General features: G+C 54.0%; 22 protein-coding genes. 5 read left to right on the forward strand and 17 right to left on the reverse strand.

Annotated features, from left to right (window positions below; translation table 11 throughout):
- Positions 1-2 precede the first annotated feature (2 nt).
- Genes JOE39_RS00795 through JOE39_RS00805 form a run of 3 tightly spaced genes read right to left on the reverse strand, consistent with a single transcriptional unit; the run spans position 3 to position 2,799 of the window.
- Complete coding sequence (locus JOE39_RS00795; RefSeq protein ID WP_058443976.1) at positions 3-1,394, reverse strand: integrating conjugative element protein; 1,392 nt, start codon at positions 1,392-1,394, stop codon at positions 3-5.
- Positions 1,391-2,329, reverse strand: a complete 939-nt coding sequence (locus tag JOE39_RS00800) for a TIGR03756 family integrating conjugative element protein (RefSeq protein ID WP_058443978.1) — start codon at positions 2,327-2,329, stop codon at positions 1,391-1,393. The genes JOE39_RS00795 and JOE39_RS00800 overlap by 4 nt, the downstream gene beginning before the upstream one ends.
- Positions 2,326-2,799, reverse strand: a complete 474-nt coding sequence (locus JOE39_RS00805) for a TIGR03757 family integrating conjugative element protein (RefSeq protein WP_058443980.1) — start codon at positions 2,797-2,799, stop codon at positions 2,326-2,328. Before JOE39_RS00805 ends, JOE39_RS00800 begins: the two co-directional genes overlap by 4 nt.
- 246 nt (positions 2,800-3,045) lie before the next feature.
- Here JOE39_RS00805 and JOE39_RS00810 point away from each other — a divergent pair, with 246 nt between their 5' ends.
- From JOE39_RS00810 to JOE39_RS00830, 5 genes are read left to right on the forward strand one after another with little or no spacing between them, the layout of a single operon-like run.
- A complete protein-coding gene (locus JOE39_RS00810; RefSeq protein ID WP_058443982.1) occupies positions 3,046-4,317 on the forward strand; it encodes a metallophosphoesterase in 1,272 nt (423 codons plus the stop codon).
- An 11-nt stretch (positions 4,318-4,328) separates the two neighbouring features.
- Positions 4,329-5,399: a GTPase-associated system all-helical protein GASH gene (locus JOE39_RS00815; RefSeq protein WP_058443984.1), complete on the forward strand. Its 1,071-nt coding sequence runs from the start codon at positions 4,329-4,331 to the stop codon at positions 5,397-5,399.
- Positions 5,399-6,349: a hypothetical protein gene (locus tag JOE39_RS00820; protein WP_058443986.1), complete on the forward strand. Its 951-nt coding sequence runs from the start codon at positions 5,399-5,401 to the stop codon at positions 6,347-6,349. Before JOE39_RS00815 ends, JOE39_RS00820 begins: the two co-directional genes overlap by 1 nt.
- Positions 6,349-7,263, forward strand: a complete 915-nt coding sequence (locus JOE39_RS00825; RefSeq protein WP_080397496.1) for a hypothetical protein — start codon at positions 6,349-6,351, stop codon at positions 7,261-7,263. Before JOE39_RS00820 ends, JOE39_RS00825 begins: the two co-directional genes overlap by 1 nt.
- A complete protein-coding gene (locus JOE39_RS00830; RefSeq protein ID WP_153000351.1) occupies positions 7,260-9,209 on the forward strand; it encodes a hypothetical protein in 1,950 nt (649 codons plus the stop codon). Before JOE39_RS00825 ends, JOE39_RS00830 begins: the two co-directional genes overlap by 4 nt.
- Before the next feature lie 161 nt (positions 9,210-9,370).
- Here JOE39_RS00830 and JOE39_RS00835 read toward each other — a convergent pair whose 3' ends face one another.
- The 14 genes from JOE39_RS00835 to JOE39_RS00900 form a co-directional block, all read right to left on the reverse strand.
- Complete coding sequence (locus JOE39_RS00835) at positions 9,371-10,066, reverse strand: thioredoxin domain-containing protein (protein ID WP_058443990.1); 696 nt, start codon at positions 10,064-10,066, stop codon at positions 9,371-9,373.
- Complete coding sequence (locus tag JOE39_RS00840) at positions 10,063-10,362, reverse strand: hypothetical protein (RefSeq protein WP_058443991.1); 300 nt, start codon at positions 10,360-10,362, stop codon at positions 10,063-10,065. The genes JOE39_RS00835 and JOE39_RS00840 overlap by 4 nt, the downstream gene beginning before the upstream one ends.
- Complete coding sequence (locus JOE39_RS00845; protein ID WP_210078035.1) at positions 10,359-13,367, reverse strand: conjugative transfer ATPase; 3,009 nt, start codon at positions 13,365-13,367, stop codon at positions 10,359-10,361. The genes JOE39_RS00840 and JOE39_RS00845 overlap by 4 nt, the downstream gene beginning before the upstream one ends.
- On the reverse strand, positions 13,367-13,822 hold the full coding sequence (locus JOE39_RS00850; RefSeq protein ID WP_074321243.1) for a TIGR03751 family conjugal transfer lipoprotein: 456 nt from the start codon (positions 13,820-13,822) through the stop codon (positions 13,367-13,369). Before JOE39_RS00850 ends, JOE39_RS00845 begins: the two co-directional genes overlap by 1 nt.
- Positions 13,800-15,284 (reverse strand): TIGR03752 family integrating conjugative element protein, encoded by a 1,485-nt coding sequence (locus JOE39_RS00855; RefSeq protein ID WP_011267022.1) that lies wholly within the window; start codon positions 15,282-15,284, stop codon positions 13,800-13,802. The genes JOE39_RS00850 and JOE39_RS00855 overlap by 23 nt, the downstream gene beginning before the upstream one ends.
- On the reverse strand, positions 15,274-16,197 hold the full coding sequence (locus JOE39_RS00860) for a TIGR03749 family integrating conjugative element protein (RefSeq protein WP_058443999.1): 924 nt from the start codon (positions 16,195-16,197) through the stop codon (positions 15,274-15,276). The genes JOE39_RS00855 and JOE39_RS00860 overlap by 11 nt, the downstream gene beginning before the upstream one ends.
- Positions 16,194-16,862: a PFL_4703 family integrating conjugative element protein gene (locus tag JOE39_RS00865; protein WP_054994239.1), complete on the reverse strand. Its 669-nt coding sequence runs from the start codon at positions 16,860-16,862 to the stop codon at positions 16,194-16,196. Before JOE39_RS00865 ends, JOE39_RS00860 begins: the two co-directional genes overlap by 4 nt.
- A complete protein-coding gene (locus JOE39_RS00870) occupies positions 16,859-17,251 on the reverse strand; it encodes a TIGR03750 family conjugal transfer protein (RefSeq protein ID WP_058444001.1) in 393 nt (130 codons plus the stop codon). The genes JOE39_RS00865 and JOE39_RS00870 overlap by 4 nt, the downstream gene beginning before the upstream one ends.
- A 15-nt stretch (positions 17,252-17,266) precedes the next feature.
- On the reverse strand, positions 17,267-17,632 hold the full coding sequence (locus JOE39_RS00875) for a TIGR03745 family integrating conjugative element membrane protein (protein WP_058444003.1): 366 nt from the start codon (positions 17,630-17,632) through the stop codon (positions 17,267-17,269).
- Between the two features lie 19 nt (positions 17,633-17,651).
- Positions 17,652-17,891 (reverse strand): TIGR03758 family integrating conjugative element protein, encoded by a 240-nt coding sequence (locus tag JOE39_RS00880; protein ID WP_005783177.1) that lies wholly within the window; start codon positions 17,889-17,891, stop codon positions 17,652-17,654.
- Complete coding sequence (locus tag JOE39_RS00885; RefSeq protein WP_080397498.1) at positions 17,888-18,250, reverse strand: RAQPRD family integrative conjugative element protein; 363 nt, start codon at positions 18,248-18,250, stop codon at positions 17,888-17,890. The genes JOE39_RS00880 and JOE39_RS00885 overlap by 4 nt, the downstream gene beginning before the upstream one ends.
- A 79-nt stretch (positions 18,251-18,329) precedes the next feature.
- Positions 18,330-18,662 (reverse strand): DUF4177 domain-containing protein, encoded by a 333-nt coding sequence (locus JOE39_RS00890; RefSeq protein WP_058444005.1) that lies wholly within the window; start codon positions 18,660-18,662, stop codon positions 18,330-18,332.
- Positions 18,663-18,671: 9 nt separating this feature from the next.
- On the reverse strand, positions 18,672-20,135 hold the full coding sequence (locus JOE39_RS00895; protein WP_058444007.1) for a UvrD-helicase domain-containing protein: 1,464 nt from the start codon (positions 20,133-20,135) through the stop codon (positions 18,672-18,674).
- Positions 20,136-20,144: 9 nt separating this feature from the next.
- Entirely contained in the window at positions 20,145-20,894 is a 750-nt protein-coding gene (locus JOE39_RS00900; RefSeq protein ID WP_058444009.1) for a TIGR03747 family integrating conjugative element membrane protein, read from the reverse strand.
- Positions 20,895-20,932 lie beyond the last annotated feature (38 nt).

Genomic DNA, 20,932 nt, shown 5'->3' on the forward strand with positions numbered 1-20,932 from the left:
GATCAGTTACCTTTCTCAGGGTTCTGCAGCTGATCGAGGCGGTCGGGCGTTGGATCCCCTTGAAAGATGCCTTTGGAGCTGTCCTTGCGGCTCTGAGCCCTCTGTAGGATGGCTGTCGGTGAGTTGCTGGCCAAGCTGCGACGCATATCCAACTCGGTCTTGAGGTTATCAATTTCCTGTTGCAGGCTGCTGTTCTGCTGACTGACCGCCTGCAGGGCCACATCGTTGGCGGCAATGTTCGGTTCTTTGCTGCCGGTGAACATAGTGCGCTGAAGCAGTAGCGCTTTGCCGAGAACCTCAGATAACGCTACCTCTGAAGCAAGACGTTTTGCGAGAATGTCCTGGTCATGCTCAGTCCTGAGTGCCTCGACCACTCCACGGGTAACAGGCAGAGAATCGCTGCTCGCTGCAGTCAAGTTTTCTGAAGTGAGGGCCTTGCTGCCCGAGATCAATTCCTGCAGCGCCTTGAGCTTGGAGTCGTAGGATTCCTGTATGAGAGGTGTGAGGCCAACGCCGGCAGTGGAGGTTGTTTTGGTGCAATCCTCACAAGTGCGTTGTTGTTGCTCTCCCAGTACCCGGTTGGCGAACGTGGTAGCTGCCTGAGGTGAGGACCAGGTGGAACACACCATGCCGTTGTTGCAGGCCGAAGGACTAATGGAGGATGTATCGGCAGCACTGCGTCCGTTCAGCAAGTTGTATCCCGCGCGAGTAACGTCGCCTACGACCTTAATAGGTTGCTGGCCAGATCCGCCGGCCTTATTTCCTCCGAGCCACGTGATCCCGTCATTCCCTCCTTGTTTTTCGACCTGCGCAACGGCTGAGACAGCATCTGTGTTCCCGTTTTTCACCGCCTGACTCATAGCCTGGCCTTCGGCGATCTTGTTCCAGCCCATCTGACCTCCAGCGACATCGAGCATCTTGTCGGCAATGGCGCGGCATGTGCCTTTGGAGCGGTCGAAGTCAAGACGACCTTGCAGAATGCCGTTTGTGAGGAGGTTGTACAAAGCCGGGTTAGCACGCTGAATAATCAGTCCTGGCAGTGATGAAACGGCGCTGGTTGCGTTAGAAATCATCGACCCCATGATCGTCTGAAATCCAGAAGTTGCTCCATTCAACTGATTCTGGAGCGTGTTGTTCATGCTCATGTTTCCGCAGACCAGGTTGCTGTTCCAACCTCCGCCGATGTTGATGCTATCCATATTCCCCGCCGTACCCATCGTCACTGCGTTGCCGCCGCCAACGCTGTACAGCACATCGTCACCGATCACACTGCCTGACGAGCTTGCATTGATTCCCGGGGTCTCAGCGAAAGCACTGTGGGCTGTCAGAGTGCTCATGAATGCAATAGTCAGAAAGGCAGCGCGGCGCATAGTTGAAGTCCTCTTGATCATCATTGAAAGTCCGTACTGCCAAGAAAGGTTTGTCCTTCCCGCTTGCAGCAGGAATACGGGCGCCATAACGCCCAGGCGTAACCACCATCGGTTGCCTGCACACGGGGTTGGGAGTTTGGAAATACCGCGCAGCTTTGACTGAGGGTCGGCGTGAGCTCTTGCCACTTACCGGTGGTAGCGTCGGTCTCGATCAATTCTCCTGCCGGCCAGTAGCCTGGCTGCGGCTGTGCCAGAAGCGGTTGATAGACGTGGACCTGACCGCTGCGAGTGACCACATCACCGGCACGCTGCGCGATCACGGATGCTGCCTTATAATCGTCGGCTTGATGGATAAAGCCACTGCGAGGGTAGACGCTTCCCCACATGTCCCCTGAGGTGAGGCCACCCACCTCTCGCCGGCCGGGAATCAGAGCTTCCGGATACGCAGATTCTGGAACGCCGTAACGCCAGGCGACAGTGTCCAAAGTGCTCAGCAGGTAGGGCATGTAGGGCGTGGCAGCACCCTGGCAGGCATAGCCCGAGGCGCTGGCAAACTTACTGAATGTTGCTCCTCCGGGGTGGCCTATGACGTCAGCGTTTTTGAATTTAGCCAGGCTATCTTCATTGTTGTGATTGGTGGTTCCGTCACCGCCGTCCTGGGCAAACGAAGTTGATGAGCTCAACGAAGAGACCTCAATCCACGGGTTTTCACCGGTATTCGAGTAGCTTGAGACCACGGCGTCTGGAACGAAGTGACGAACCTTGGTCGACGTCTTTACCTTGCATCCAAACGGGGTGCAGAGCAGCCAGTAGCAGATTCCGACCACCTTATACTCCAGGCAGTCAGGCGACAGGGTTGAGGCGACCAGGGTGGCAGATGTCACCGTGCCCGCTGCTGCCGGCCAGGTTGAGATCGACAAGGCCAAGGCTGCCCAGGCTGGAGGCTTTCGCAGGTTCATCGCGGGGCGTCTCCCTGGCCAGATGCGTTCTGAGGTTTGGCGGCGGCGCGCCAATGGGCAATGCGATTTTCGGCTGCCGTAGCGTTGGTTTCCCCGTACACAACAAACTTGCGGTCGACCACCACTGCAGGCACCTTAGTTACCCCCATGCTCCAAGCGTCTACGAGGTCTTGTTGAGCTAAAGCCAGATCTCGTTGCAAGCGCTGCGCGTCATTGCTTTTGAGGCGTTTATGCATGATCGATATGGCTTGTTGCTGATTTGCCGGCAGTCCTTCAGATAGCTTGGCCTCAAGTCGTTCTGATTCGTCCAGGAGGATCACCCGGACATGTGCAGGTGCCTGAACTGGGTGGTTCCGGTCAGTAATGATCCACGTTTCCGCGTTCGCGAGGGGCACCTGTGGGGCCGCAATCAAGATCAGGAAGGCCACGCGGTTTTTGCAACTGAAGCTATAGGGTCTGGATGGGGGCATGAGGCAGTACCTGCAGGTGGTGTCAGGTACAGAAAACGCGATTAATCAACGGTCTTCATTAAGCAACCGTTATCGGAACGGTTGGGGTTTGCGTACGTGCGATTTGACCTCACACGCGCCAGTGATCTATTACCCCAGTCCCTAGAACTCAGATGGATAGGTCACCCATTGTGATTAGCGTTCTATCTGACTATTTCTATTGGGATGGACATGGCATAGGATACAAAAAACACAGGGAGTGGCATTTTGCTGATACTTCATCTATCCGACATCCATTTCCGCAAGCAAGAAGTCGGAACCGTGCAAGACCCGAATTTCCATCTTCGGCATGAGCTGGTCCTTGACGTGGTTGAACAATGTGATCGTCTCGGTCCCCCTGACGCCATCGTTATTTCTGGGGACGTCGCCTTTGCAGGGGATCCAGATGAGTTCACCTTCGCCACCAACTGGCTTCGGGACCTTTGTAATGCCTGCGGGTGCCCGACGTCAGCTGTTTTCGTCGTCCCTGGAAATCATGATGTGGTTCGTTCATCTGCAGATCACAATCTTGTTCAGATGGTTCACGAAAGCATTAAGCGTTCTGACAACCCTGCGGCTGAAATCACTAGGCAGCTCAGAGATCCGGAAGCATGCAACTTGCTTTATCGGAGTCTGGATAATTACAACCAGTTCGCAGGTCAGTTTTTTTGCAGCCTGCTTCCACCTGAGAGAACTCGCGCTAAACGCGACTTGAAGATGAATGATGGTTCTACCCTTCGCCTCTGGGGGCTGAATACCTCGTTCGTATCAAGCAGCCGGGATCAACCTAGAAGTTTGTTCGTAGACACAGCTTCGATGCAGATTCCCCGTGAGACGGGTGTAGTCAACCTAGTAATCGCGCATCATCATTTATCTTGGCTGGCTCAGGCGAGGGAGCTGGAAGATCATCTAAATCATGTGGCTTGCCTGCAAATGTTCGGTCATGTTCATACCAATCGAGTAGAGATGAACCGTGACTACTTCAGGCTAACCGCAAGCGCTGCCAACCCTGACCGACACGAGCAAGGCTGGGAGCCGGGCTACAATCTAGTCGAATTAGCCGTTCAGACAAGGGCGACAGGCAGAATGCTGGACATCAAAGCGCACGTCAGAGTTTGGCAGACTGGTCCAGATGGTTTTTTTGCTAAAAGAGACAAGATGGGCGTTGATTATTTTGCCCATACCCTAACACTAGGGAGTTGGCGACCGCCTGCCGCTCCAGCGAGCGTTCCTGACATGCGAACTCCCTCCACGATCGAATCGGAGGCAATTCCAGTGGGGGAAGGTGACGTCATGGATACTCTCCGAGACCTGGGACTGCGTTTTTATCGCCTGTCTTTCAACAAAAAGTCTGAAATTGCTGGTCGGCTTGACCTTTTGCAAGAAAGTGATATGCGTCTTCCGGACCATGAACGATTCCGGCTTGTCATTATTCGCGCGCACGAGCGTTGTCAGCTTGACGCCCTTCGTGACGCAGTATACTCCGCCGAACAAGGATGAAATAAAGGAATATGAGTCAACCTACACTTGCGGACCGGTACGCCGAGGCTGGTTTGGTAACAACTGGCCCGATCATTAATGCTCGGGGCGAGTCAATCAAACGCATTGTGGCTGGCACGACACCAGCACGTATTTTTGACCTGGTCGGAGCTTATTATGAAATACCGGATATAGATTTGAGCTGGTTCCGGGACGAAGTAGCCCAGGACGATCCGACATTTAGCCTTATGACTGGGGCGCGTGAAGCTTGCATTCTTGCGGCAATTGCACTCGACCAATTGATTAGCAAAGGCAACGCTCGAGCAATTTTAGCTGTAAACACCACACATGTAGCTGGGAAGTTTCGTCCGGCTCAAGCTGACTGGTTGATTACGGTCGCGAAGGACGCCCTCGCAAAATTTTCAGTTGCCAATCGTACTCCGAAAAAAATTACCACTGCTATCACCGCTCCTACACCCGCTAAAGCGTTAGGGGAGCAATTGGAGGGGGTGGCAATAAATGATTGGGCTGGACTGTTGTCTGTGCTGAGCGACATGAGGTCTGAGACGCAGTTACTTGTAAAATCTAACGCTACTCAGACAACTAGTGCCCTTGTTGAACTTGATAGGCATGTAAAGCTCATGCGCGAAGAATCCCAAATGCTGTGGTGGATTTTTGGTGGTCATAGTAGGTCTCTTTGTCGAGGATTTAGCTGCCTAGATTCTTATCAAGCAGCGCTAGTGGGCGCGGTAGATCTAGCTAACCTGACAACCTTTACGCTACTCGGCCCAATTGCGGCGCCTGCGATGCTTGAGCGAGTCATCGCATCTTCAAAAAAACAAAAAGCGCCATCGGCGAAGTCGTTGCTGGCGACGCTTGAAAGCTTCGATCAGAGCGACCTAAATAACCTTGAGATCAGTACTGAACTCCCGGCAAGAATTACCCCCGTTTCAAGTGCCATCGATTTGGCTCGAACTCTTGGGAAGGGGGCATGGCATCAAAGATTCAAAACCTTGACAGGCGTTGATGCGTCTATCGAGCTCGAGCCAATTTCGCTCGCCGTCCAGCTGTACCATGAACATCTCTTAGGACAATTACTGTAATGGACCAACATGACGAGGTCGATGCGCTGGAGGATGTGGACGAGGACATTGATGTTTTTGAGCAGTCTCAAGGCAACGAACCGTCTGACACCGATAGCGATTGGATACAGCTTCCTTCTTCTGAGCTGTTGACAGCTGAAACCGCCAACGAATTTCTGAGGTGGCGTGCTGCTTCGATTGTCGCGGTGGTCGGTGAGCGCAATGGCGGAAAGACCACGTTAATCTCTGAGATTTATGAAAGGTTTCTTCGTGGAACCTTTGCAGGCACATGCTTCTCCGGAAGTTGGAGTTTGTCTGGCTTTGAGATGAAAAATTTCCAATCCCGTGCCGAATCGGGCGCAGAGCGTCCGGATACTCCTCGGACTTCTGCCCGCGATGGTCTCAGATTCTTCCACCTTGCAGTAGCGGACCTAGAAAATCTTCAAAGTCGTACAGACTTGCTCATCTCAGAGCGCGCTGGCGAAACTTATCGTGACGTTAGAGATATTCCTGCTCGCGCCACAGAGATGTTGGAGTTACAACTAGCCAAAGCAATCGCGTTCGTAGTAGACGGGGAACGAATATTAAACGACCGGAAACGAACCGAAGTGTTTGCGTCCGCGCGAAGTATCGTGCGTGCTCTTATCGAGACCGGCACAATCAGGCCAGGTGTTAAACTTCAATTTGTGACCACGAAATACGATTTATTAGATGGGGATGATGCTGTCGACGCGCGTGCTGCTCTAGATGGCTTTGAGAATCAAATGCGGACTCTGTTTGGGGAAATATACAGAGTTGAGTCTTTTCGTACAGCTGCTCGCGATCCTTCTGGAGGGCTACCCGCAGGAACTGGAATTGCACCGTTGTTTCGCAGCTGGCTAGAGCCGTCCCCCATAGTCGAACTGGTCGAACCGGCTCTACCTGAGTTAACTGATGAGTTTGATCGCTTGATATTACGAAGAGCTCTGTAATGAACGCAAAATTTGTTGTGATGGGGCTACCTGAGTCGGGAAAAACTACCTTTCTAGCTGCTCTTTGGCACCTGGTTGAGGCTGGAGACACCGACTGCAATTTAGCGCTTGATGGTTACAGAGGTAATCTGAAATACCTTAACAAAATATCGGAGGCATGGCGTACATTTCAACACGTGCCCCGAACTACCTACGGAGAAGAGGTCGATGTCTCTATCGGCCTTCGCAACCAAAAAACCGGAGAACGTGGCATTGCATTCTTCCCTGATGTTGCTGGCGAGGTGTTTGATAGGCAGGTGATTGAGCGTCGTTGTCGGTCTGAGTTTGTTGATGCTGTGTCGGCAGATGATGGCGTTTTGTTCTTCATCACTGCAAATACGTATGAGGATTTTCTTTCGCTTGCAGAGTTAAATGCACGACTGGGGTTTGCAGGGACTGAGACACCCATAGATGCTGATCAAACTCAAACTGCGGAAAGAAATGATGAGAGCGGAAATTCTGGAGCTAGCCCAGCAGGCCATGGGCGTGCTTGGCGGCGAGAAGATCTGCCAAGGCAGGTAAAGATTGTACAAATACTAAGCGATCTACAGCGCAGTCCCTTTACTCAGCGCCGCAGGCGTGTCGCAATTATGATTTCAGCGTGGGATTTGGCTAGGGGCATGAATATGACTCCGCGTGATTGGCTTGCCTGTCACATGCCATTAGTCAACCAATATTTGAAAACTAATAATGTATATTTTGAGCATGAGATTTACGGAGTCTCGGCCCAAGGAGTTGATCTCCGAAATGCTGATGCCGTTGATGCAGCGGCTAAGCTTCCCCAGTCAAGCAGACGAATCTCTATCGTCGGTCCAGAGGGTGATGGGCACGATCTTACCTTACCCTTGGTCTGGTTGATGTCGGCTATAAAATGAAAATTGATCAATGTCTCTTTGGCTACGACGATGGGCATAAACTCCTGTCATCTTCGCTTTCATTGGGAGGGGAGTTATCCCTGCTCACCGAGCTCAGCGATCTTGCGCCCAACACCATGTTTGGGGTATCTGAAGGTTATTGGACAGGGATTCCGGCGCCTAGCATAGGACGCTATGTGCTTATGCGCACATGGACAGCGCCTGAGATGTCACGGCCGGGATGTGTGTGGACACATGCCTTGTTAATTGAGCCCTCACTTCTTGAATCATTAGATCATTTGTCCAAACTGCAGCGATTGTTCTCACGGCCACGGGGAAGTATAGATTTCGGTCGATATAACGACGCGCTTCATAGCCGCGATATTCCAATTTGTGAACTTACGAATCTCCCCAGCGATAATATGGTCAAAAAATTAATCAATGCGCTGTATGGCCGGGGAGACTCATCAATTCATGTAGCAGCGCCCGATGATCTGGATATACCACTTTTTGCCGTTTGGTCACAACAGTGGCCGCGACTGAGGAGGAATTTCCGTTTTCAGACTGCTGCAGTCCGCAGCACCTCTTCTATCGGTAGTGCTCGTTTTGATATAACGGCCTCAATCGAGAGCCCGCTAGAATCACTAGGTGCTCTTAGCGATCGCTATCCAGAGTGGGTGACCGCAGCATGTAAAGATTTAGTGGAGTTCTCAAGAGGAGAGCTACGTAAGTTTCTTTGGCATTATGGGCTGGACGTCAGACGGCAGAAAAGCTCTTTCAAACCCCTTGTTGAGTTGTGGCTCGATTCCACTCGAATGTCTAGTGTAGATGGGGAGAAAATAGGTGAGCTGTTGAAGAGGAATTTTCCGAACCTGGAAGATGCACTTGATCTTAAATTGGACCTTTTAAATGGTGTTTTGATGCCTGCAGCGCAACCTGCGCTAATACGTCGATGGGTTCAGCAAAACAAGATTCCATCTTTGCCAGATCCTTCTATTGAAGGTGTCAGGCGTATTAAAGAGCTTTGGGCTAGTTGTTCTCAACAATTGCTTGAGCTCGCGGAGCTATCTGCCAGTAAAAACGGTCCCATCGAAAGCGAGATATTAAAATCCGTGACTGATAATATATCTTCTGCAGAGTTTTGGGAGTTGACTCGACACTTTGCAGATCTGCAGGGCCGTATGCTTGATGAGCGGCCAGAACTGTTATTTGAAACTGGTGCGCTTGAGCTAGAAGATGAAAACTTAGCTAGCAAGCTATCCCTCTTCGATGAACGGGATTCCAGGCTGGATGACTTTATTCAATCCCTGATACATAGGGGGAGTGAGAAGCTGATTGTACCCATATTCAATTACTTCCCACTGCGTGCAGCGAAGCAGGTTATAAAGGCTGAGAATAAAAACAGCGCTGCATGCGCAAAAGCGTGGCGTGCAGAATTGGTCCGTCGCCCAGAGCTACTCTTGACAAGCGAAGTCTTGGGGGCTGTCTCGCATAAAAGCACGTTGTATGATTTTCTTCAGCTTCTGGGGTTGTCTTCCCAAGCGGTTCTGTCAGTAGGCTCAGAGCCATGGGTTGTTGCTCTTTCAAGGGCTACCATCGACTTAAATGGCGAGCGTGATGACATTTTCAACAGTTCATTATTGGTTCTTTCCCTAGTTTCGAGTGCCACTGGACAGAAAGGAGTCGAGTTGCTTTTTGAATCAGTTCATGAAAAACTCATGGACAACTGTCTACACGGAAAAGCCTGCGAAATTTTGGATTCTTGGTTACCTAAGTCAGGTTGGTTTTCCAACTGGGACTTAGGGCTGCGATTAAGATTGATGGTTCTAAATGCATATATTAAAAATCATTGGCCTATCGAAAGTTTTATTGCCCTGTCCCACGACCCTCAAACTCGGGTAATGCTTTCTGAAACAGCATCTGATGTTCCCGGCGGTAAAAACTTTGCACGGGCGCTTAAGGGTTAGTCTCCCGGTTGTAGTTTGGATTTTCGTCTGTAACGCTTTAGGTTTGCACTGGCGTATCTGAGAGATCGAATTCACTATAGCGACAACGCATAAAATTTAAAAAGCGGTTACCTCCTACCCTCCTAGCCACTTAAACTGCCCGAGAATCGGATTATAAGCGCTCACTCAGTGACGCCGCTTGATCTCGTGGTGGCCAGCCAGTCCATTGCGGAAAGAAGCACGTCACCGTCAGGTGCTCCCTGCAGCTTGATCGAGCGGCCAGATTGTTTGTCCTTGATGACTAGCGTAGGTGTGGCCGTGATGCCGTCCTGGCTTGCCTTGTGAGCCTGGCTAATGACTGCCTGTTGCACGGACGGGTTGCTCGCAGCACAGGTATCGATGAAGTGCTGTCGATCTTCGAGCCCAGGGATCTGCGGATTGCCAGCAGTTCCAGCACCGTTCGACCGAGTACGCTGATAAATGAGCTCGACTGCGAGCCAAAAAGCGTCATTGCCTCTCTCAATCCCCGCGCACTCAGCCCACCGGGCCTCATAGCCCGCTGCAGGCTCATGCATAGGTAGGGGCAGATGGTGCCACTGAAGATTCACGTCTGGATGCTGATCAACCCAGGCTTTGAGATGTGGGAAGTAATCCTTGCAGTAGGGGCATTCCAGATCTGCATATTCGACGATGGTGAAACGGGCGCCACGGCTCCCGTATACCCATCCGCCACTATGTCTCTTCTGATCGGCTGCCGGCGCCACGGGGCCACCTGTGACGCCAGGCTTATTCTGCAGCTCGGTCAGCAGAAAAGCTGAGATAGCCAAGGCGACCGCACCGATGCAGTAGAGGATTTGCCGGCGCGTCGGTCGCTTCATGCGGAGGCCTCTTTGTCGAAAATCTGTTTTGCCAGCAGCTCCTGATCCAGCAGCGTCAGAAGAGCTTTCTGAGCGCTTTCAGGCTGAGGGTGATGCTCAAGCCACTGATCCAGTGCTTTGTGCAGTTGGGTTTGGATCTCTCGACGATCAACCGCTACATGTTTCACGACTTGCAAGTGCTCAATCAGTACCGGCGCGCAGATCTTCAATGCAATCAGGGATTCTTCCTGCGGGTTCGTAAGAATTTGAGTCAGACTGTCGATCAGGTTCTGAGTCAGGGCATCCATGGCTCTCATGCCAGGTTCTCCAATGCAGGGGGGGGTGGGAATGTAATGTTCAGGGGTTCAATACCTCGTTTCCGGTCGAGATCTGCAGCTACTTCCAAGGCAGCTCCCAACTCGTCGACACCCATGGACTGCATCAGGTCGTAACGTTGTTTTTTCTCTTCCGGCTCGGTCATGGCCAATGCCAGGTACAGGCTCGGCGGAACAGCGCGAAACAGGACTTCCATCGATTTCGAAAGAACCACGCCTTCGGTGTATTTACCGCTCTCTTTGCGTGCTGACAGCATCAAGCCCTTCTGTGCAGGTGTGAGCTCACGGAAACGGGAGATCTTTTCCACTTCGTCAGGCGGCATGTTCAAGCAGATCCACCACTCGATCATGTTGAGCATTGGTGCAGTCGAGGGAGGAAAGTCATCCATGTTCTGTGTTGCCAGCCAGAACCAGGCCCCGAGCTTTCGCCACATTTTGGTGATCTTCATAATGTAAGGGGCGAGGAGGGGGTTTTTGGTAATGATGTGGCCTTCGTCTGTCACGTTGACCAGAGGACGGCCCTTGTACTGATCACGCTCCGCTATGTTGTTCACGGTGTTGATCAGCGAGATGTAAGCGATCGACAACTGGGCGTTGTAGCCCTCACGTGCGTAGGTGGCCAAGTCGACGATGGTCAGATCTGCCTCAGGCCAAGGCGTACCGGTACGGTTGAACATCTCCCCGTCGGCGCCCATGCAAAACATGTCCATGGCTTCGGCCATTTCAAGCATCCGATTGCGTCTGCCCTCCGGGATGGAGGTGTCTTCCCCGGCCGCGCGCAACGCATTACGGACATCTTCCGTCAGGACGGTGCGATCGGCGTCGGAGCAAATTCTGGCCGCTGCAAGGATGCACTGTCGGATTACGCTGCGGTCAGCCCGGGTCAGCCGAGCTTCCTCTTTTTCCTCACCGCCGGTGATCATCAAACGGGCTACGATTTCCATCTCGCCGAGGACATCCCGTTCATCATCGTCTTCATCGGGCTTGGCATTCATGTCCTCGTCAGAGCTCTCTAAGTCATCAGCGTCCAAGGTCTTGACCTGGCTCGGTGTGTTTACCAAGCGAATAGCGTCGGCGAACGGAGCCAGGCTAACGCCTGAGTTCGGGGCCAGCTTGATCCTGTTGACTGTCAGCCCAAGCTTTTTCGCGAAATCCCCGAGTAGACCGAAACTGTTACCCGCCTCGACGATGAACAGGCGCGGTGCGTAAACCGCAATGAGCTGGTTGAGCAGGTTATTCAACGTGGCGGACTTACCTGCACCTGTGGGGCCGAACAGAAACATGTGGGCATTCATCTGACGATCCAGCTTGTTGAATGGATCAAATGTCAGTGGAGCCCCACCACGGTTGAATAGCGTGATGCCAGGATGCCCAGTACCACTGGAGCGACCCCACACCGGGCACAGGTTTGCAACATGCTGGGCGAGCATCATCTGCACGTACCAGTCCATGGCTCGCTTTTGATTGACGTCGAAATTCCCGGGAAGCCAACGCAGGTAGCTGTTGAGCGGGGCCACCTCGTCGTCAGATGCTACGGGTTCCATACCGGCACCCAGCAATGCGTTGGTCAACTGCATGCTGCGCGCGGTGAGCTGTGCTTCGTCATTTCCCTTGAGGTAAAAGGCGATGCTGCCTCGGTACAGCTTGTGCTCACGACCGATCAGTTTCCTGGCATCGTTTACCGCTTCGCGGGTCAGTAGTGAAGCCTGGTTGTCACCCACCGACTTGCGTGCCAGCTTTTCAAGATGAGCCTCCAGCACGTCTTGAGGTGTGATGACCAGGGTGATGGCCAACACAGTGTCCTCAGGCAACTTGTCGAACAGGGCATGCAAGGCATCACCGCCTTTACGTGTTTCGCCAGTCAGGTGGCCGGTCTTCGGGGCTTCGCGCAGCCGATCCAGCATGATGACTCTGTGAGGCTGGCCATCGAAGTACCACAAGCCTTTTTGACTGTCGGATTTTGGCTCTCGATAAAAGAGTCCCTGGGCGAAGTCGTCGCCAGTGACCAGTGGGAGATCCTCGCCTGCATCCTCTGTGCGTTTGTTCACCAGTTGAAAGAAGCGATCAAAGTCTTTGAGCGTCGTGCCCAGGTGATCAGGGTGAGGGTTGAACCACTGCAGGAGCCAATGTCGGATGTCGTAACCGTCCATCCGTTTGCTTTCAATGCCGGCGTTGGCCAGACCTCCTGTGAAACGCTGACAAATGTTGTCCAGGTGCATGGCAGGGGTTTGGCCACGGAACGCTGCATCACCGACTACCCGGCGATATACGACTACCCGCACTCGGCGCTGCTGGCCACGCCAAGGCAATTTTGAAACTGTGGTGTCTTCAAAAAGACCACCAGGTTTGGCGATTGCATCGAGGTGATGCTTGAAAAGATCCAGATACAGCTCCGAGAACGGGCTGCCTTTAGCCTGTGGTCGGATGTATTCACGCAGGTTACGAAGGTAGTCATCCCAGCTGGTTTCGTCCTTCGCGTAGAACTGCACAACCCAAGGTGAAGTATCGAGCTCGTCAAAACTGTTTTGCAGCGCGTTCTCCAGGGCATCGCGCACCTTGCGAAGCCATTCGGGATCACGGCCTTCAGTGCCGATCGGAGTCAGTTCGAAGAATGCTGCCAAGGATTTGCCATCCTCAAGCAGCATCGCTTGCTCAGCTGGCAGGTACTCAATCCATGGAAGGAGGTCGACAAAGCTCGGCTTGACGTCGTACAGCGCGGCGACGTCGCCAACTGTGGCAGGCTTCTGCTTCGGGTTTCTCCAATCGCCCGGCGCGGGTATGCCCTGATCCTCCAGTCGCTTCAGGTAACGTTCAAGGGCAGCATCCACATCGTTTTGATCTGAAGCTTTCAAATCCCCAACCAGATCATCCTCAGGCTGTTCAAGTTCGACCGCTGGAGGCTCGCTCAGCAGAGGGTCGCCCGCTATATCCGTCTGCGTAGCTGAATTGAGGGACGCGCGGCTTTTGAGCCGTTGAAAAAGAGTCATCAGTAGTCCTCGACCCGCTCGCCAGGCATGGCGTACTGCACACGCTGATAGAGAGGGAACACAGTGGTGTAGCCAGGGACTGGTGCTGGATCGGAGCCCGCAAGGTGCGGAAACACATACATGACAAGATCCGGATTGGGCAGTCGTTTGAACTGGCTGTAGATCTCGTTTTGAGCGGTACGGGTGTAGGCCGCGCTGTCCTGCAAGGGCTGGGTTGCGCGTACATCGATTGGACGGCGCAACTCCGAACGCGCATCGAGCAGCTGCCGGCCACTAGCGCTGCCGGCCGAACCGGTCGTGCCTTGATTCCAGACGTCCATCATGGTGTTTTGACCATGCGGCAGCATTTGCTCTTTGTTTGTCGAGCATCCAGCCAGCAATCCCGCCGTGAGAACGCAATACAACAGCGCGCTGCGCGCTGAGCCCAAGTGATCAATCCAGGTTGGCATTGGCATGGTTCGCTCCTGAGGCGTACTTGACCTTGCGGCCTTTGAGTTCGTAGTCAATTTCCAGCTCTTGATCGATGTGCAGTGAGACTTGCGCACCAGGCAGGACATAAATGGCCGCGAACGCTTGTCCGTAGAGTTTGTTAACCCAGCTCGAAACGTCCGTGACTCCTTGGGTCAGGATCTTCCCCATCGCCTCGTTACCAGACAAACCGGTGCTACCCAGCGTCCCAGATGCGTTCGAGACGTATGAGGAGGTGCTTCCCTCGGTCTTGATCAACGATGCTGCTCCAGCGCCTGCTGCGGTGATGAGGGCTTGTGAACCGATGTACTGCTGCGCATTGCTGCGTCGCTCGCCCGCAATACAGGGAATGCCATATGGATCACTGATCCAGCCAAGACCACCCTGGATGGGTTGTTGGTCTCCAGAGTTGTTCTGGTTGTTGTTCTGTTGATTGCCACCCTGAACCGGTGCCGGCAACGTGCGGACAGTGCCGTCGGTAAACACGAAGGTCAGACTTTTGATCTGCCCCCGCACGCATGAGAGGGTCCAGTCGCCGGACGCTGTACCGCTGGCCACCGCACCGGCTACGTCAGGAAGGTCGATGCCATTGGCAGTCAGGTTGTCCGGACCGATCAGAACCTTGAACGGGTAGGGGTCATTAACCGTCCCATCAACAGGAACCCGGCCGATCAATGCGGACATGGCCACCGAGCCCATCAACGTCGAGTTTTGAGGGAGGGTGTAGGCACGTCTTACCTTCTTACGCTCCTGTTGCTGGCCACCCATGTCATCGCGGACAGACTGAGCACCTGTCGTGAGCGCTTTCTGTCCTCGGTCTACGGACTCGCCGAAGGCTGTAGGAAAGCTGTAGGCGCTGGCTGGGACGCTATTGCCGGCAGTGATCGGTTTACCGTTACTGTCCAGGGCCGTCGCGTCCTGTGGATCAATCCACACGATGTCTGAACCGCTTGTTTCCGATTTGAACTGTTGGCCATCACCAGGCTGAACACCCAAACCAATCGGTAGGTCCGAATTGGAATTACTGTTTTGTCCCATTCGGGTCAGTTCATCCATCTGTTTGCGCAAGCCCTCCAACACGCTCTGCTGTTGCTGCTGACTATCCAGCTTGAACTGCTCCTGGGCGTTTTTAAGGCGCTGGTCGACGGTCTGATCAATGTTTGCCAGTCGTTGTTTGAGTGTCTCGTTATCCTGTTTGACCGCAGTGTTCTGTGCGATGACGTCGGTGATCTGTTGCTTGAGCTCGCGTCCTTCAGCGACGACCGTGCGCAGCGTGTCGCTCGGCGTGTCGCCTTCCACACCCAGGGCTTTGGCTTGCTCAGCCGTCAGTTTTGGAGCAGGGGTTTCGGTACTTGGTGCGGGGGCACTTCCCAGTGATTTGATGCCGACGAAAATCACAAGCAGGAGGAATGGAATCACCAGGTACTTGAGCAGCGGATTACCTTTCATGCTTCGCTCCTTGCGCTGCACGCGGATCTGTTTGGGTCGCCGAGAATACGGCCGCCTGTGTCAGCCCGTGTCCCCGCGTGACCAGGTACAAGGTCGTGGTGTCACTGGCATCGCCGCGTGATCCAAGATAAGGATGTTGGAACGCTGCAGTGACGAATTCACCCATGAGCTCTCGAGGATCAAGCGTGATCCGCTGCGCCGTCTGATTCTGCAGCTTCACGGCAGTCACCCAAAAATCATCCAGACGCCATGCGCCTAAGGGTGTGGACTTCACAGGTAGAGTGGGAAGCAAGGTCGCCAGATCAAGGCTGCGCTCAACCTTCACCTGGGCGATGCCGTCTACAGGCTCAACGGTGCGCAACGGCGCATAGAGCATCTGGGCTGCATAGCGGGTGAGGACGACTGGGACGGGCGTTTCTCGCTTGACCACTTCCTCTGGTTCATCGTCTTCATCGCTTGAACGGCTGGTTGAGTCCGTGTTCTTCGTAGTGGCGTTGGCTGAGCGTGCTGTAGCAGCCCCTCCATAGCGTGCTGATGATGTTTCACCTTCGACTATCTTCACCGGCTCGAGCGGCGTTTGATCCGTAGATGCCTCTGTAGCAGCGATGTCGACTAGAATGATCTCACCGGTCTTGGCGTTTTGCAGCTGAAGTCGAGTTGGCTCTATCGCTTCCTTCGCATATAGGTAGATCGCGCCCCCCGTACTCTGCACCCGCAGCTTTTCAGTCAGCGAACGCGGGAGTCCAACACGAACATTCTGATCAACGAAGACGATGCGTTCCTGATTGATGCGCAGAGGAATGGCCAGCGGCAACCGCTCCCAGCGCAGAATCTCGACCGCTGAGGCGACTTGGGCGTTGCCAGCCAACACCGCCAGTAATGTCGAGCATGTGATTACTCGCAAAACACTCATTTGAAGACTCCTTTTGACGGAGTTGCAGGAGCTTCAACGTTGCCCTCGATGCGTTGTGGTGCGCCGTTGTAGCAGTCCCAGGCCAAACCGAAGGGATTGGTTTCGGGGTCGACGTCCATACGTACAACGTGGAGCGGATATCTCGCGAGGGCACGCTTGACCAACTGCCCGCCGTAATACTCGTCTGCTGTGATATCCAGCGTCACGGTCCAATCGTCGATAGAGTTGGTCACCGTCCTAATCTCTGGCGAATCTCCATAGCCTCGGCCTGGAATTTCGTACACGCCCCGGACGCGCTTGCGTAGCTCACCGCTGGACCTGCGCAGTTCAAAATCACTCTGCAGGTAATGCTTGCAAGATGGCGTGATGTAAGCATCCAGACGGGTGATATTGGCTTGGTAGTCCTGCTCGCCGTCGACCGGCCACCGGTTCATTTGCTGAAAGATGTACAGGCCGAATGTGTATACCGATTGGGGAGGGACATCCCACCACATTCGCGTGCTTCCAGACCTCAGATCTGGCGGAACGTGAACGGTCAATTGCTTGGGGGCGCTCCACCAGCCGACACCGAGCCCGGCATTAATAAGCGCGAGCAATACAATGGCTATTCTCAAGCTTGTGATGTGGGCGCGTTGTGAGTCGGCCAACTTCAAGAAACGGCTCATCGGTGCTCGCTCCGGCGGCAAGTCCAGTTGCCTGATCGAAGGACCAGGTTGGCTTTGTTGAATGAGGTCGGGCCGAGCATCGCCGTTTGTAGCTGCAACCTGCGGTAGACCCATGTCTCTGGTCTACCGCGTTTAAGGCGTCGCAAGACCCTAGATGCGATGAGCATTCCCAATACTCCTCCTATGAGGGCGCATACCACCGGCATGGATGGAGTCACCATGAAGGCCAGCGGCAGACCAATCACAAAGCCAAACCCACCACAGCCAAATACAGTGACCCACATCTCGTCCGCCGTAAGACCGCCAATCACCACTGGCTGATTGTTCAATCGACTTGGCAGAAAACGCAGGGTGCCGTCTTCATGCTGATCTTGCTGGAGCTCAGTCATGGAAGCCTCTGCGACTCAAAGGATGTTGGAAGCTGTAGTGACCAGGTAGATCGTGACGCCAATCAAGCACACACCGACTATGGCAGTGCTGCCCAAGTCAGCCCATTTGGCTTTGCCCATATGGATTTCGTGGAAGACGCCAAGCGCATGGCGTCCGACCATCACGATGCCGTAAGCGCAGAGACACAACCCCAGTAGTGTGAAGCCATCAAACGCGTAGTTTTGAATCGTCTGTATGAAGCTGGTCCCCGTGCCGCGCGTCGGAGCCTGTGCGCCTGGTAGCGCTGCAAAAGCACTACCTGGGGTTACCGCCATCAGGACGATCGAGCGGCGGGACTGAAAAAGGGCAAATGCCTGGGAAAGTAATCGATACAGCGTCATCTTTGTCTCCTTGGAAAAATCAACTCAACAGCATGAAAGTCATAATCATGAACAGCACCGCCCAGCGAGTAGCTGCTACTGCAGCCGCTGGAGCTGCAAGATTTCTTGTCGCCCAACCGCGATAAATGCTTGTAAACACCCAGACGCCCCACAGAATCAGGATGCCCATAGCAAGCCCGGTCCACAGCGTGTTGCTGTTGGCCGGTGAAAAGCCGGCAGCGGCCTGAAAGGCACTGATCTGGGTGGAGGACATCGTCATCGCGTGTGATCACCGCTGACGTTGTATTGGCCTGATATCTCGACTGGGTCGCGGGGCTGTGCCCGAGAGGGAGTCAGATAATCCTGCAGGCCTTGGCGAATGCGTGCGATATCGCTGACTAATCTGGAGTAGTCCAGGTGATAGCGCTGGGCCGATTCACTGGGTAGGTCAGCGCTGCGCTGTGCTACGGCCTCAAGCGCATTGAGCTGGCGAATCATTACTTCCACGTTGGCCTGTTCAGAAGCCGTGCCGGCCGCCCGGGCATACGTGGAGAGCATCGGCGTGCACAGGAGGACTGCGGTCAAGCAGATCTGCACGTGTGAAGACGTTGATCTGATCGCGGGGAGTTTGATTTTCACGTCGCGGGCCTTGGAAGCTGTAGGAATCTATGTCCACAGCATGCCCATCGGCCCGGATGGAATCAGTACGAAACCCTTTTTAGGTCTGAGGGGGTTTGTCCAATGAAGTTAACGGTGTGGTGCAGCGTTTGAAGAAGAACAAAAAACCGGTGCTGATCGCGTAGCCAAACGCCCAGCCCTGCGCGTTTTGGTTGCCGATCTGTTCATGGCCGCGGTTGATCTGCTGAACGCTCACCAGATCCCATCCTTCTTTGCCATGGCGATTCAATACGGCCAGAGTTTCAGGGTTGCTCAGATACCTCTCAACATCCGGTTGAGTTGTCTCATCTGTCGACTTGAACATAAACACGCCGCTGGTCACGGTTTTGTAAGGGAGGGGGACGAAGGTCTGGGTGTATTCAAAAGTGCTCATGGGTCAGCCTCACGCTATGGCCGCGATTACGGATCGGTTGTCTTTGAAGCGTTGCATGATGTCGATGACCAGCGAGTTGACGGCCAGAATCTTCATGGCCCGTGTGACAGCGACGTATAGAAGGTTCAGCTCATCGTCGCGCTTGCCGGCATCGATGTCAGGCGAGAGCGGATCCGCAGAAAAATCCTCATAAAGCCCAACGAAGTCCCACTCCAAACCTTTGGCTCTATGCGCGGTGCTGAGGGTCACGGTTGCATCGAGCTCCGACGTGACTGAAGCAGCACGCAGCTGCTCGATTCGGTGAGGTAGGTCTGGGTAGTTTTCGATGATTTTGATCGAACGCAGCATCTCAGGATCCTGCGTGGCCTTCGCGATCACGACATACTGGTCGTAATCGGCATAATCAGTGAGCAGTTTTCGCTGCTGAATCTGGTCATTCATGTGCCGGCTGAAATAGAACAGGTCCTCCAGATCGCGCAAGGAATAGCTGTCGATCCCTCCGATCCACTGCATGCGGTGGTTTTGGTTGACCAGGCGCAGCGCGTTCTCGATCACACCGCTCACAGTGCGGTGCAGGTAGGTTCGGTGAGGTAGATCCTCCGGTAGGGCTCGTTTTACCAATGTTGGCTGTCCCAGGCCTTGCAGGGGGATCTTTTCACCCTTGAAGGACAGGATGACGTTGGCCACGTAGGCAACTGCCGGCCCAAATCTGAAGCTCTGGGTCAGAAAGTGTTTCTCAGCGTCCTTCATTGCGGGGCTGTTTAACGCATCAACAGCGCCCCTGAACCGATAGAGCTGCTGATGTCGATCACCGACGGTGACTTGCGTGATTTTTTGGATCTGGACCAGATTCGCAATGACCGGGTTCACGTCTTGCCCTTCGTCGAGCAGGATCGCACCGAAGCGCTGGCTCAGATCTGGTTGGCTCATCTGGTAGAGCTTCAGATAGCCATCGTGCGTCATGGGGACTGAGCGATCGTTGATATCGACCATCTTCTCCCAAACGTCTCTGGTCAGGTTGAGCGCTTTACTCATGTACTGCTGCTGGACCGAGGTCAGTGTGCGGTTGCTCTGGAATCGCACAAAGTGGTCTTCAAGCAGCTCCAGATCCTTGCTGGCCATGAAGGCATTGAGGGTAGAAACGATGTCTTTGGCCAGCTCCCAATCCTGGGTATTGATCGTCCTCGCGACGTCGGTCAAACGCAGATTGCCTGCCTGCTTGTGTTTGTACTGGCTGCCATAGACAGCGTAGGCGAGGCCGTGAGCTGTTTTGCAGGTCACATTGCGTGGAAAACGGTTCTTTGCCGCGATCTCAACGGCTTTGTTGTAGCAGAGGTACAGCATTTTGACCGACGAGTTATGTGTGGCGTAACCGACGAGTGTCGTTGTCTTCCCGGTACCGGCAAACGCCTGGACCAGTAGCTTCTTTGCGAAGGAGTGAATAGCTGGCAGTTGTTCTTCTGTCCATTGCATGGAGGGCACCTAAAGGTATTTTTTGAAGCTGGACGCCGTAATGCTGACCGCCAGGCCGAGCAGTGCTGCGCATGGCAGGAGCACCAACAATGGGCTCACGCTGAATGGCAGAGCCAGGTAGAGGCTCCAGGGGATGATCACCAGCGGCACCATCGTTGCTCGAGCTTTGTGATACAGGTAGCTGGACTCACGGCCGGCACCGAACCGCCGCAAGTCTCTGCGCACCAGTCCGTCCACAAAACCAACAAACGCCGTCATCACAAATAACGGGATTGCGAGGGTCAGGATCACCAGGCGCACGCAAAACACCAGTGTCGTGTAGAGCGCCGCAAGGCCGTAATCTTGAAACTTGCTGACTCCCACGCCGAGCATGTAGCGCATATCGACACCGCGTGATCGTTGTCCTGTCGCAGCATAATCAGCGGTATGTTGAACCCAGTCCTGAAGCCCAGTCTTGACCACTAGCCAGTCATATGTGGTTTGGACCAGCCATGTCGCTGTTCGGCCTGGCTCTTGAACAACCACACTCTGCAGGAACCCCTTGGAGAGCCAACTGAGTTCATGATTGAGCATCGCACGAGCATGCTGCCAACCGGCCTCCGGCCAGAAGAAGTACATGCAGATCCATTCGACGATAATGGCTCCCCCCAGAGAGAGGAACATAACTGCAGCGAATCGGAATGGCAGGGTGAAGAGAGATCCTATGAACGACTGTTCGTGGTCTTGTTGCTGTTTCGCGCGATCGGCAACGTCAGCCATATCAGATGCCCCCTTGCCGATCGCTCAAACCGCCGAGA

It is taken from the genome of Pseudomonas sp. PvP100, assembly GCF_017833055.1.
Classification (GTDB): domain Bacteria; phylum Pseudomonadota; class Gammaproteobacteria; order Pseudomonadales; family Pseudomonadaceae; genus Aquipseudomonas; species Aquipseudomonas syringae.

Coding starts and splice junctions, on each gene's coding strand:
- JOE39_RS00830 (WP_153000351.1), top strand. CDS start 7,260: ATGAAAATTGATCAATGTCTCTTTGGCTACGACGATGGGCATAAACTC.
- JOE39_RS00840 (WP_058443991.1), bottom strand. CDS start 10,362: ATGAGAGCCATGGATGCCCTGACTCAGAACCTGATCGACAGTCTGACT.
- JOE39_RS00850 (WP_074321243.1), bottom strand. CDS start 13,822: ATGCCAATGCCAACCTGGATTGATCACTTGGGCTCAGCGCGCAGCGCG.
- JOE39_RS00795 (WP_058443976.1), bottom strand. CDS start 1,394: ATGATGATCAAGAGGACTTCAACTATGCGCCGCGCTGCCTTTCTGACT.
- JOE39_RS00815 (WP_058443984.1), top strand. CDS start 4,329: ATGAGTCAACCTACACTTGCGGACCGGTACGCCGAGGCTGGTTTGGTA.
- JOE39_RS00855 (WP_011267022.1), bottom strand. CDS start 15,284: ATGAAAGGTAATCCGCTGCTCAAGTACCTGGTGATTCCATTCCTCCTG.
- JOE39_RS00860 (WP_058443999.1), bottom strand. CDS start 16,197: ATGAGTGTTTTGCGAGTAATCACATGCTCGACATTACTGGCGGTGTTG.
- JOE39_RS00835 (WP_058443990.1), bottom strand. CDS start 10,066: ATGAAGCGACCGACGCGCCGGCAAATCCTCTACTGCATCGGTGCGGTC.
- JOE39_RS00875 (WP_058444003.1), bottom strand. CDS start 17,632: ATGACGCTGTATCGATTACTTTCCCAGGCATTTGCCCTTTTTCAGTCC.
- JOE39_RS00825 (WP_080397496.1), top strand. CDS start 6,349: ATGAACGCAAAATTTGTTGTGATGGGGCTACCTGAGTCGGGAAAAACT.
- JOE39_RS00800 (WP_058443978.1), bottom strand. CDS start 2,329: ATGAACCTGCGAAAGCCTCCAGCCTGGGCAGCCTTGGCCTTGTCGATC.
- JOE39_RS00900 (WP_058444009.1), bottom strand. CDS start 20,894: ATGGCTGACGTTGCCGATCGCGCGAAACAGCAACAAGACCACGAACAG.
- JOE39_RS00845 (WP_210078035.1), bottom strand. CDS start 13,367: ATGACTCTTTTTCAACGGCTCAAAAGCCGCGCGTCCCTCAATTCAGCT.
- JOE39_RS00895 (WP_058444007.1), bottom strand. CDS start 20,135: ATGCAATGGACAGAAGAACAACTGCCAGCTATTCACTCCTTCGCAAAG.
- JOE39_RS00880 (WP_005783177.1), bottom strand. CDS start 17,891: ATGACGATGTCCTCCACCCAGATCAGTGCCTTTCAGGCCGCTGCCGGC.
- JOE39_RS00870 (WP_058444001.1), bottom strand. CDS start 17,251: ATGACTGAGCTCCAGCAAGATCAGCATGAAGACGGCACCCTGCGTTTT.
- JOE39_RS00805 (WP_058443980.1), bottom strand. CDS start 2,799: ATGCCCCCATCCAGACCCTATAGCTTCAGTTGCAAAAACCGCGTGGCC.
- JOE39_RS00890 (WP_058444005.1), bottom strand. CDS start 18,662: ATGAGCACTTTTGAATACACCCAGACCTTCGTCCCCCTCCCTTACAAA.
- JOE39_RS00865 (WP_054994239.1), bottom strand. CDS start 16,862: ATGAGCCGTTTCTTGAAGTTGGCCGACTCACAACGCGCCCACATCACA.
- JOE39_RS00820 (WP_058443986.1), top strand. CDS start 5,399: ATGGACCAACATGACGAGGTCGATGCGCTGGAGGATGTGGACGAGGAC.